Here is a 12,896-nt window from a genome sequence, read left to right as displayed (position 1 = left end):
TGTCGCTGCCGGCACCGGCGAGTTCGCTCACCACGTCCCCGAGCTCGGTGACTTCATAGATATCGCTGCCGTCACCGCCGGCCATCGTATCGGCACCACCACCGCCGATGAGCACGTCATTGCCCGCATCACCGTTGAGGATGTCGTTGCCACCCAAGCCGTTCAGGATGTCGTTGCCATCACCTCCGCTGGCCACGTCGTCGCCTGGCGTGCCGGTCCATACGTCGACACCGGCGGTACCGACAAACAGATCACCGACCACTGTCGTTGCAGCCGAGGTGACTCGCTCAAGTGTGCCGAGGTCATCGGTGTAACTGGCGACGACACGCAGTTGCTGACCGACCTGTGCCTGGTCGGGTGTAAAGGTCGCGCCCGTCGCACCGGCGATGTCGCTAAAGATCGCGCCGCTCCCCACCTGCCACTGATGGGCAATCACCGAGGTCGTGGTCCCGTTGGCATCGGTGAACGCATCCGTGGCGGTCAGGGCCGATCCTGACGTCGGGGTGGTATCGCTGATCAACACCGTTCCAACCGGCAGGACATTGACGGTGCCGGTACCGGCCGCCGCGATCGGTGCGGTCGGCGCCGAGAACACCTCCTCCAGCACGCCATTGGCGTCCTTGTAGACTGCCCTGACGCGCAGGGCCAGCCCCGCTGCCACGACGAGTTCCGGGATAGCCGGTACGGCGCCAATGAGGGTCGCCGGTGGTGGGACCCTGAGTTCCGAGCCCACCGTGACGGTCGTGCCCTCTGCGCGCGCGACCTCGCCGGCGGCAAAGAAGGTGATGTCTTCAAAGACACCCGAGCCCGGACGCGCTTCAAATTGCCAGAAGAAACTGATGGGGCCGGTGATCGCGCCGCCGGTCGCGGTGTTGTTGGCATCAGTGATGTCTGCCGCCGATACCGTCAGCCGCTGGCCGACGGCGGGCGTAGGATCGTCGATCCTCAGCGAACCGACTGGCTCCGCGTTCAAACCGCCGAGCACGAGCGCCTGATCGGAGAACTGCAACCGCTCGATATGGCTGAGGGTGTCGGTCCCGTCCCTGCCGGCGACACTGTCGGTGACCGTAAAGGTGCCGTTGACGTTTTCGACCACGGTGTAATCCGCCAGATTGCCGGAGAACAGCGCCGTGTCGAAGTCGGGACCGGTCGCCGTCAGGATTTCGCGCACGCTCTGGAGCTGGCCGGGGTTATAGGTGCCGTTCACCATGAGCGGAACCAAGGGTGTCAGGCTATCGAAGGTAGCGATTTCCGGTCCGGTGCCATCGATGTTCTGCCGCACGCTGATGCGCACATTGAGCCACTTGTCGCCGTCGATCAGGTCGTCGCCGCCGCGGCCCTGGATGATGTCGCTGCCGGCGCCACCCAGGAGGATGTTGCCCCCGTCGAACTTGTCGTCGGCCGTGCCGGCGATGCCATCCGCGCCGTTGCCGGCGCTGCCGACCAGGTCCCGCAGACCGCTGATGAGGTCGAAGTTGGTGAGCACGCTGCCCTTGGCGCCAGCGACGGCGAGCAAGTCGGCAGTGGAGTCATCGCCGCTGAGGAAATCGGCATGGGCCGATCCCGACAGCCCTTCCACCAGGTCCAGCCGGGCAAGGATCGACGCGTTGGATCCAGGTACCGCCGGTTGATCGAAGAAGCGCAGCCTGGTGTTGAGGTCCATGGTCACGCCGCTCGGATCGTCCTTGTAGGTCGCCCAGTCGTACCCGGAGAACCCGATGAAACGGTCCGCCTCGCTGGGACTGCCGACCATGATGTCATCACCGCCCTCCCCGTCGAAATTGTCCGGTCCGCCATCGCCCAGGAAGACGTCGTTGCCATTGATCGGATCGTTGCCGAAGGGGTCGAAGTTGTCACCGGCAACGCCATCGGCGGATCCGCCCTGGATCCAGTCATCGCCTTCACCGCCGCGCGCGAATTCATTCGCCTTGCTGCCGAGGATGAAGTCGTTGCCCAGGCCACCGCTGGAGTCGGCCGCGTCTTCGCCGGTGATGATGAAGTCCTGGCCGGCCTGGCCAAGGATCAGGTTGAGGCCGTTGCCGCCCTGGATGACATCGTTGCCGTCCTCGCCGTGGATGACGTCGTCGCCCCCCATGTCGGTGATGATGTCGTCACCGGTACCGCCAAAGAGTTGGTCGTTGCCGTAGCCGCCATCGATCCGGTCGTTACCGGCATCGCCGTAGACCGTGTCGTCGTCCGAGTCACCGGCAATGAGGATGTCGTTGCCGGCCGTACCGCCCAACACCACCGTATCGGCACCGGTGTAGTGCAGGTAGTTGGTATCCGGGCCCGTCGTGGCGGGATTGTCGCGGATCACCAGCGGCGTGAGGAAGTCAGTGCGCGGAGAGCCAATCGGGTGGTCCGACGGACCAAAGGGATCGGCATTGGCCGGCAGATCGTCGGCGGTGCCGACAATGCCATCGGGTCCGGCAATCACACTGGGGTTGTACTGGTTCGCCTGGTTGACCTCCAACGTGTAGGCCGGCGTCAGGAAGACCCTGGCCGAAAGGTGTGTGGCATCGGTATTGGCCATCACCAGCGCGGCGAACGTGTTGTTCTCAAGCTCGGCGCCAAAGTCCATTGAGGCGGTGCGCTCCAGGTAGTAGAAGCGGTCACCGTCCTGGAGTTTCTCCATCTGGTTCTCGAAGACGAAGTTGAAGGTCGAGCCGAGCATGCCGCCAAAGGGCATCTTCTCCTCGGCCAAGCCACCAACCCAGAAGTCGACCGCATCCAGGCCGGTGATGGTCACATCGTCTGCCGTGTGCAAAACGCCGTCCGTACCCGCGGTGCTGGTCCAGGCGCCGGTGCTGTTGAGGAAGTCGATGCGATCGGCCGGCGCACCCGCACCGCCGAGCACCAGGAGCGAAGCCGCCGCGCGCTTGTCCGCCAGCGTGATGGCGTCGGTAATGCTCGAATGGGTGCCGTAGGCAGCGATGAAGTTGATCAGCGATTCCGGGTGCTTTATGTGCTGCACGAAATCAGCCCAGCTCGTGTAGGGCTTGAGCTCTGCGTCGCCGGTGGGCCCATAGAACTCCCGCCGCGCAGCGTTCAGGGACGGAACGCCGGTATCGCGACCACGCGCCAGGTTGATGGCAGGCAGATCGAGCGGCAGGCCCAACAGGTTGTTGCGCAGGGCTTCGGTGACGAACTCGTCGATCTCGTTGCCCACCTGGCGGGTCACGCCGCGCACGATGGCACCGGCCGCCTCTTCCGGAGTGGGGCCGCTGCCCGCGAACTCGAGCGGGTTGAGGAAGGCCTGGATCAGCCCGATATCGCTCGAGGCAAAGTTCGGATCAAGCCGGTCGACCTGCTCCAGCAGCATCGAGTGCCCGAAGCGATAGACGGTGTGTGCGAACTCGGCAACGATGCTCGGATCGATCGCGGTGTCGTACACCTGGCCCGGGGCGAAGAAGGGATCGACCATCGGCTGGATGGTCCGGGCGAACTCCTCGAACACCAGGTGCTGGTACTGCATCTCGGTGCCGAACTTCGCCGTCTGGAACAGGCGCTCGCCGTTCCAGTCCAGGGTCGAGGTGTCGGCGGGAACGGCAGTGACAGGCGTCAGCAGCCACTCGTTGAGGAACGACACATCGCCGCTTGCCGCTGTCGCCAGGACCACCGCCTTGGTGTGATCGACCAGGCGGTTGTGCTCATGGTGGAAGACGGAATGGACGGTGGTCAGGCCGATGTTCTCGTTGACCCGGCCGTCGCCGGCGATGTAGTGCGCATCCAGCAATTCGTTGTCGTAGAAGCCCGGCGCAGGCGTGCCGCCAATGACATTGTCGGCATCGGGCAGGAGTGCCGCGCCGGTCTGGTCGTCCACCGGAACGGCGGTGTGCGCGATGTCGTTGAGGAAGGCATGGCCAGTGCGCGCGGCGTTGGCCAGGCTGATGGGCGCTGCCGGATTGCCTTCAACGAGCACATCGTCGGCCGTGCCGGCAATGCCGTCCGGGCCCAACATCACCACCTGAGGGAAACCGTTCGGCCCCTTGATGAAATTACCGTAGGCGTCGGTCGCCAGCAGCGGCACGTTGTCGAAATCGGCATCGGTGAGATTGATGCCGAGCAGATCATGGGCTTGCGCCTTGACCACCTTCCAGGTGGCCATGCCGCCGATCTCGACGTCATCAGCGGTGCCGAAATGCCCATCGGCGCCCAGATCACGATTGGTGATCAACTTGCCGGTGGCCACCGGATCGCCCGCTGCATTGAGCTCATAGGCACGCAGGAACACCTGGTGCGAAGGATGCGAGCTGTAGGTCTGGTTCTGGTCGACAAACGGCGAGGTGGTGTTGGAGTTCTCGTGGATATCGTCGGCCGTGCCCAGGAGGCCATCGGGGCCGGGCTGATTGGTGGCGCGCGTCAGCACCATGAAGTTGGTCGGGCTACCGGGCACGAACAGCGGGTCATCCGGCTGCAGTGGAATGAACACGGTGCCCGAACCGCCCTTGGTGACGAGGTCCAGGCCATGGTCGAAAAACTGGCCGAAGAAGGTCATCCATTGGTTGAAGGGCGCGGTCAGGCCCGCGTCGGGACTCACGTTCGGGTCGAAGAAGGTCTCGAATGTCGAGCCGTCGGTGCGGGTTCCGGTCACCACCTGTGCACCGGCCTTGAGGACATCGTCAACCGTGCCGAGGATGCCATCCAGGCCAGGGTCGAAGGTGGCCGCGACCGCCGCCGGGTTGTTGGCGGTCTGGTCGACGATCAGGTTGCTGATGGTGCGCGGTTGCGAGTCGATCACCAGACCGCTGGTCTGGGTGTAACTCGTGCCGGCGTCGGCCGGACGCAAGTCCGGCGTGGTCAGGCGCGGGAATACGTTATCGGCGGCACCGTACTCGGGATGGAGCAGGTTGTTGTCCGTCCCTTCGACCGTGCGCAAACCGTAGGGCACGCGTATGTTCGGCAGCAGAGACACCAGGTTCTCACCGGCCGCGTGGTGTTCGGCTATCTTGATCTGGTCAAGGATGAACGACAGGTCCGATTGCGTGTAACGCACACCGTTGCTGGGGGCAGAGGTCTGCGGATCGATCAGCGAAGGCGCTGGTGCGGGGGCTGGCGCCGCGGCCACTACTGCCGTAGTCGGTGCCGAGAATACCTGCTCGGTCACGCCATGATCGTCCGCGTAAATGCCTTTGACGCGTACAGCCAGACCGGCAAGATCCGACGTCACCGTGAGCGTGGGCGCGTCCGCCCTGGTAAATCCGAGACCGATGCGACCTGGCCCGAGGATGATGTCCTCGAAGACGCCCGAACCCGGTGTCGCTTCAAACTGCCATATGTAACTGATGGAGTTGTGGATCGCCCCGCCCGCGTTGTCACCATCGGTGATGCCTGCCGCCGACACGGTCAGCGTCTGGCCAACAGTCGGCGCGGTGTTATCCACCGTCAGCGCGCCCACCGGCTCAGCGTTGAGTCCGGGCACGAGGACCATCGACTGATCGGAGAACTGCAGCCGTTCGATGTGGGTGAGACGGTCGGTTTCTTCCTTGCCGACATTGTCGGTCACGCTGACGATGTCGTCGCTAAAATCGAGCGCCGTGCCGTTATCGTTGACGGTGACTGTGTAGTTCGCCAGCGGGCCCATGAAGTTGACGGTATCGAAGCCGCCCACACCCGACAGGATCTCACGCACGGCGACGAGTTGCCCCGGATTGTAAGTGCCGTTCAACATCAGCGGGATCATCGGCGTCATGCTGTCGAAGCTGGCGATCTGCGGCCCGGTGCCATCCAGATTCTGATGCACGCTGATGCGCACGTTGAGCCACTTGTCGCCGTCGATGAGGTCACTGCCGCCACGGCCTTCGATGATGTCGCTGCCATCGCCGCCGAGGATGATGTTGCCCGCGCCGAACTGATCGTCGGTCGTGCCCCCGACACCGTCGGCTCCGAAACCGGCGCTGCCGACAAAGTCCCGCAGACCACTGACAAGATCGAAGTTGGTGAGGATGCTGCCCCTGGCCGTGATGTTGGCGATGATGGCCGCGTTTTGTTCATCGCCGCGCAGGAAGTCGGAGAAGGCCGAGCCCGACAGGCCCTCCACTTCCGCGAACCGGTCATAGACCGCATCGGGCGATTGCCCCACTGCGCCCACGATATCGCCTGCCGCATTGGGCACCGGGTGATACGGACTGAAGAAGGGAACGACCATGTCGACGGTCACGCCGTACTTGTCATTCTTGTAGGTGGTCCAGTCGAACCCGGACATGCCGTCCATCTTGTCCTGGGCATCGCTGGCGACGAAGGTGTCGTCGCCACCTTCACCGATCATTTCATCGAATCCGCCGGTGCCGATGAAGATGTCGTTGCCGGGCACATCGTCGGTCAATGTCGGGCTCGCGTTGTCGCCGGGTGCACCGTCCTGGGTGCCGCCCTCGATCCAGTCGTCGCCTTCATTGCCGGTCGGCGCCAGGTTGACCTTGGCGCCGAGAATGAAATCGTCGCCCGCGCCGGCGAAGGTCATCGTGATGTCTTCGGTGGTGATGATGAAGTCTTTGCCCGCGCCGCCGAACACCAGATTGTTGCCGGCGAGAGTCGAGTTACCGGCCTGGATGACGTCGTTGCCGTCTTCGCCGCGAATGACGTCGTCACCGCCGATGTCGGTGATGATGTCGTCACCGGCGCCGCCAAAGAGGTTGTCGTTGCCGTAGCCGCCGTCAAGCCGGTCGTTGCCGGCGTCGCCATAGACGGTGTCGTCGTCCGAGTCACCGGCAATGAGGATGTCGTTGCCGGCTGTGCCGCCAAGCACGACCGTGTCGCCGCCGGTGTAGTGCAGGTAGTTGGTATCCGGGCCCAGTGTGTCGGGGTTGTCGCGGATCACCAGCGGTGTGAAATGGTCGATCCGTGGTGAGCCGATCGGGTGGTCCGACGGGCCAAAGGGGTCGGCGTTGGCGGGCAGATCGTCGGCCGTGCCGACGATGCCGTCCGGACCGGCCACCACACTCGGGTTGAACTGCTGCGTCGTATCGACCTCCAGGGTGAAGGCCGGTGTCTGGAATATGTTAGCCGCCAGGTGTGTGGCGTCGCTGTTGAGCATCACCAGATTGGCGAACGAATTGTTCTCAAGTTCAGTGCCGAAGTTGAGTCCCGCGGTGCGGGCCAGATAGTACAGGCGGTCGCCATTCTGCAGGTTTTCCAACTGGGTTTCGAAGACGAAGTTGAAGCTCGAACCCAGCAGGCCGCCAAAGGGCATTTTCTCCTCGGCCAGGCCACCGATCCAGAAGTCGATGGCGTCCAGGCCGGTGATGGTCACGTCATCGGCGGTGTGCAGAATGCCGTCCGCACCGGCGTTGCTGGCCCAGACACCCGTACTGTTCAGGAAGTCCAGGCGATCGGCCGGGGCCGTGGCACTGCCGAGCACGAGATCCGCAGCCGCGGCGCGCTTGTCCGCCAGCGTCGTAGCGCCTGTGATGGTTGAATGCGTACCGTAGGCGGCGATGAAGTTGATCAGCGATTCCGGGTGTTTCATGTGTTGCACGAAATCGGCCCAGCTCGTGTAGGGGGTCAACTGGCTGTCGCCGGTCATGTGGTAGAACTCGCGCCGCGCCGCGTTCAGCGACGGGATGCCGGTTTCGCGGCCACGCGCCAGGTTGAGTGCGGCAAGGTCGAGCGGCAGGCCGACCAGGTTGTTGCGCAGAGCGTCAGTGACAAACTCGTCGATCTCGTTGCCGACCTGCCGTGTGACACCGCGCACGATGGCGCCTGCCGCCTGCTCAGGAGTCGGGCCGCTGTCAGCAAACGCCAGAGGGTTGAGGAAGGCCGCGATCAGGCCGGTCTGTTGATTGCCCGGGTCAACCGGATTGCCATCGCCGACGACGTTGAAGTTGGGGTCGAATCGATCGACCGTCTCCAGCAGCATCGAATGGCCGAAGCGAAAGACCGTGTGCGCGAACTCGGCGACGATCGCCGGATTGACGGTGGTGTCGTTGCCCATAGGGGCCAGGAACACGTCCACTTGCGGCTGGATGGTGCGCGCGAACTCCTCGAACACCAGGTGTTGGTACTGCATTTCGGTGCCGAACTTGGCGGCCTGGAACAACCGCTCGCCGTTCCAGTGCAGACCCGCGATGTCGGTCGGCGTCACGGGCAGCGCTGTCAGTTGGGCGTCGGGCATCAGCCACTTGTTCAGGAAATCAAGATCGGCGGAAGCCAGCACCGTCTCCTTGGTCTGCTCAACCAGCCGGTTGTGCTCGCTGTGGAAAATGGAATGCACAGTGGTCAGGCCGATGTTCTCGTTAACGCGGCCATCACCGGCGATGTAGTGCTTGTCGAGCAGCTCGTTGTCGTAGGTGCCCGGTGCTTGCGGGCCGCCGATGACGGTGTCCGCGTCAGCCGTCAGGCCGCCGGTGGGGTCGGCGCTGTGGGCGATGTCGATGAGGAACTGGTGGCCGGTGCGAACGGCGTTCGCCAGGCTGATCGGCGCGGCCCGGTTACCCTCGACGAGCACGTCATCGGCAGTGCCGGCGATGCCGTCCACGCCCTTCATCACGACTTGGGGGAGACCGTTGGGGCCCTTGATGAAGTTGCCGTAGGCATCGGTCGCCAGCAGCGGTACATCGAACACGTCCGCATCGGTCAAGTTGATGCCGAGCAGATCACGGGCCTGGGCCTTGACGACTGCCCAGGTGGCCATGCCGCCGATTTCGACGTCATCGGCCGTACCGAAATGCCCATCAATGCCCAGGTCACGATTGGTGATCAGCTTGCCGGTGGCGACCGGATCACCGGCGGCATTGAGCTCATAGGCGCGCAGGAACACCTGGTGCGAGGGGTGCGAGCTGTAGGTCTGGTTCTGGTCGACAAACGGCGAGGTGGTGTTGCTCTGCTCGTGGATGTCATCGGCGGTGCCCAGGATGCCGTCGGGACCGGGCAGATTGGTGGCGCGCGTCAGCACCATGAAGTTGGTCGGGCTGCCCGGCACGAAAAGCGGGTCATCCGGCTGCAGCGGAATGAACACGGTACCGCTGCCGCCCTTGGTCACGAGGTCAAGGCCATGGTCGAAGAACTGGCCAAAGAACGTCATCCACTGGTTGAACGGCACGGTCAGGCCCGCGTCCGGCGTGATGTTGGGGATCTGGAAGACGGAAATGTCGTCGGCGGTGCCGAACAGGCCATCCAGACCGGGGCTGGTGACGACCTGTGAATCCGGATTGGCCGCTGCGGCCGCGACCGCCGCCGGATTGTTGGCGGTCTGGTCAACGATCAGGTTGCTGATGGTGCGCGGCTGCGAGTCGAAGACGGCACCGCTGGTCTGCAGGTAGAAGGTCGGCGTGGTTCCGCCAGGGTCGGCGGGCCCGAAGAAGCCGGCCGGCTGGACCTGCGCGGTATTGAACACCGGCGTCGTCATGCGCGGGAAGAAGTTGTCGGCGGCACCGAACTGGATATCGGCCAGGTTGTTGTAGATGCCGGAGACGGTGCGCAGGCCGAAGGGGACTTCTACGTTCGGCAGCATGTCAATCAGACTCTCGCCTGCTGCATGCCGTTCGGAGATGAAGATCTGTTCGAGAATGAACTCGAGATCGGACTTGATGAAGCTGGCCATGGCTGTTTCCTCGATGCTTGGCAATCAGGAAACCACACGCATAAAACACCGCTGTAAACGCGTGGTTTAGTGCTGAATCCCATAAACAAAAATCGAAAATTGCACGACGGGACCTGGTACCACGGCCGCACCGAACCCTTGCCCGATTGCGTGCAATCAGCAGTGCTCGACTGAGGATTGATTCCCCGTGACAACCGTATCTACAGGCGGGTATTGCGCCTCAAGGAGGCGATGGCCCATGAACGCAGGTTGAATAGAAGGTGTGACTTGCTAATGGCCCCGTCACGTATCGGGGTTTTATGCATCTGTCCATGGCGCACTCTCAGGCATAGGGGGCTTGTCACAGTTGCCACACATCCAGCGATCAGAGTCCGGGACTTCCTGAGGGGTGATGGCACGGTTCTGCGTCCATGCGGCTTCGTCAACAAGCCTTTTATCCATGAGAAAACTGGCATCGACTACGAATTGACTAGTATGTATTGGAGAGTGGTTGCTTACGCTTGGTGGAGGCGTCAGGAAATCATTCAAACCATTGGTTTGGTTCTGATTGAGCGGAGCACTATTGGTAATAACCCCCGGCTGTTGTGGCCGGAAGTAGCGATTACCCAGTCTATTTGAGAGTCTTTTTAAAATACTCATCGCGCCTCTCGCCCTCAACCTCAAACACCAGTTTTACACTCCATTGAAAATGAGTATTGAAGGGCTACCCGGATGTGTACAGAGACGAAAGGCCAGCCAAATTCCGAGACCTTGGTCAACGAGTCGGATCAGACCTTGGTCGAGTCGGACACTGGCCTAAAGTCCCATGGCGCAGGCCCCGGGGGACCGGAAACCCGTGTGAAATTGCGCCATTTGAGCCGCTCAACCCAGTTCGTAATCTGCGCCACAATCATTCTGGGCCTGACCATGACGTTCGTTGGAAACCTCGTCAGCCAGAGCATCGAAGATGCAACGGTTCAAACGGCGGCAGAGACGGGCGCGCGTTATATGCAGAACTTTCTCGAACCTTTCGTCCAGGGATTAACCAATGCAAAGGAACTCCCCGATGAAACCATTCAGACCATTGACCACCTGCTGTCCAGCACCTCGCTCAGTACACATGTTGTTTCGGTGAAGATCTGGTTGCCGGACGGCACTATTGTCTACAGCACCGACAAATCCACGGTCCAGAAAACGTTTCCGACAGCGGAGATATCACAGGCACTGACTGGCAAGATCCATACAGAGTTCGACAATGATCTTGGAAATCATACGGTGGATGATATTGAGGATGCCTTTGAGCGAAGCCTGAATATTCCGCTCTATGAAATATTTGCTCCACTGCGCGAAGCGGATACTGGAAAGATTGTTGCGGTGGGTGAGTTCTACGAAACTGCGCAGGCGTTACAGCGCGAAATCAGTAACGTTCGAAAAAAAGTATGGGCGATTGTTGGAACAGCAACGACAGCCATGATTTTACTGTTGTTTTTTATCGTTCGGCGTGGCGACAAGATAATAAAGCAGCATGAAACAGCACTTAGATGGCGAATGGATGAACAAGCCAGGTTGCACTCAAACAATGCCGCCCTTCAGCGCAAAGTCACTAAAGCCAATCGCGAGTTCTCCAGAATCAATGAACTCACTCTGCGGCGGATCGGGGCAGATCTGCATGATGGTCCTGCCCAACTGTTGGCACTTATTCTCCTTCGCCTTGAAGAACTCGAAGGTTCGCAAGGCGTCTCGGATGTAGAAGCCCTGGAAATGATCAGGCGTGCCGGCGAGGATGCTTTAAACGAAGTGCGGGAAATTTCACTTGGCCTGGCACTCCCGGAAGTCAATGACCTGACCCTGCACGATGCCCTGGTATTGCTGGCCGAGCGGCACGAAGAGCGAACCGAGACGCGAGTCGACCTGCAGCTTGATACGCTTGCGGACGATGTACCGATAGCGCTTAAAATTGGTATTTACCGCTTCGCCCAGGAAGCTTTGAACAATGCCTATGTTCACGCCGGGGGAAAAGGCCAAAAACTCAGCGCCTCATACTCTGAAGGACTGCTGGAAGTGCAAGTCGAGGATGCGGGAGTGGGTATTTCAACCGAGAAACCGAGTGTGCCAGGTCGAGGTAGAACTCGGCTGGGCCTTGTCGGCATGCGCTATCGCGTCGAATCCCTCGGCGGCGTATTCAGCATTGAATCGGCTCCCGATGCCGGAACCAAGGCCAGGGCGCAGTTCAAAATCTGATAACCCGTACCAGAATGATCGTTGCGCCCAAGTCACCGCAGCGCTTATGGCTCGTTATTCGGCTTCCTGTTGTCATTCCAGTCGCGGCGTTGAAGAGCACCACACAGGCTGGATATATGGTCACTCTCCCAATGCCGCATCACTGCAGCCACCGCCTGCGTCCGGTTACGAACCCGCAGCTTGTACATGACATTTGTCATGTAGTGCTTGATAGTCTTCTCGCAGAGCTCAAGCTTGATAGCCACCTCGCGGTTGGTCAGGCCCTTCGATACCTCCCGGATAACCTGTTCTTCGCGATGGGTCAGTTCGACCTTTTGCTTGTCACCCGCGTGCTTTCTGATATTGCTTAACAGCCTGCCGGCAAGTTTAGGGGTAATGAAGGTTTCACCCCCGGCAACATTTCTGATGGCTTGCACAAGCTCAAGACCGCTGATGCCTTTCAACGCATATCCCTGCGCGCCCGCTTCGAGGGCGGAACAGGCGTCCTCGATGGACTCCGATACCGTCAGCATCAATACTTTAACTGCCGGCGAAGACGCCGAGATCGCTCGCACGGCAGCAAAGCTGTCGCCCGGCATATTGACATCCATCAGCAAAACATTCGGAGCAAAACGAGCGGCAATTTCCATGGCATCATCGGCAGACCCGCCCTGCTCGACCACCTGAAAGTCAGCTATTTTCTTCAGCGCCATTGTGACCCCATCCCTTAACAGTGGGTGATCGTCAACAATGCCAATCTTGATCACGGGACTCGTAAGAAGCTCCTCATGAGAAGCGACGGAGCTCAAAGTTGGTGTCGCGTGTTTCATTTTTCACCCCTTTCGTCCGGCCAAATCCGACAAGTCCTGCCGTCTCCATGATGTCCGGGACGACGGCTGTTGCGGGTGTCCGGGATGGTGCAACAAATGAGCCATTACCCTGGAGCGAAGAAAAAACTCAGATTAATGAACAGGGTGTTTCAGAATGTTTCAATCGAGAGAAAGCGTGAGGGGGGAATATTCCTCAACTTTGGTGGTAACCGACCGGTTGGGTGGGTGTAATGCCCCATTTATGGAGAAACTGGCGCCCTGTTGCACCGGCCGCTTTTACCAAGGTCTGCTTACCCTCGCAGCCTGGCGGACTTCGCTGATCCGGCTTG

General features: G+C 61.0%; 3 protein-coding genes. 1 reads left to right on the top strand and 2 read right to left on the bottom strand.

Going from position 1 to position 12,896, the window contains the following annotated elements:
* The coding region (locus BSF40_RS30945; RefSeq protein WP_095968224.1) for a peroxidase family protein at nucleotides 1-9,538 on the bottom strand (9,538 nt) is incomplete at its 3' end.
* A 711-nt stretch (nucleotides 9,539-10,249) separates the two neighbouring features.
* Here BSF40_RS30945 and BSF40_RS30935 point away from each other — a divergent pair.
* Entirely contained in the window at nucleotides 10,250-11,758 is a 1,509-nt protein-coding gene (locus BSF40_RS30935; protein ID WP_095968222.1) for a sensor histidine kinase, read from the top strand.
* A gap of 44 nt (nucleotides 11,759-11,802) precedes the next feature.
* Here the strand turns inward: BSF40_RS30935 and BSF40_RS30930 are convergent, their stop codons facing one another.
* The gene (locus BSF40_RS30930) at nucleotides 11,803-12,567 is read right to left on the bottom strand and encodes a response regulator transcription factor (protein WP_256585794.1); all 765 of its coding nucleotides are present in this window, start codon (nucleotides 12,565-12,567) and stop codon (nucleotides 11,803-11,805) included.
* Between the last annotated feature and the right edge of the window lie 329 nt (nucleotides 12,568-12,896).

This window comes from Pseudomonas sp. ACN5 (genome assembly GCF_002303975.1).
Classification (GTDB): Bacteria; Pseudomonadota; Gammaproteobacteria; order Pseudomonadales; family Pseudomonadaceae; genus Aquipseudomonas; species Aquipseudomonas laurylsulfatiphila.
The sequence above is the reverse complement of the archived record's forward strand: the minus strand, read 5'-3'. Positions and strand labels throughout refer to the sequence as shown.

Excerpts from the sequence above, each read along its gene's own strand:
- BSF40_RS30930 (WP_256585794.1), bottom strand. The coding sequence starts at position 12,567 with ATGAAACACGCGACACCAACTTTGAGCTCCGTCGCTTCTCATGAGGAG.
- BSF40_RS30935 (WP_095968222.1), top strand. The coding sequence starts at position 10,250 with ATGTGTACAGAGACGAAAGGCCAGCCAAATTCCGAGACCTTGGTCAAC.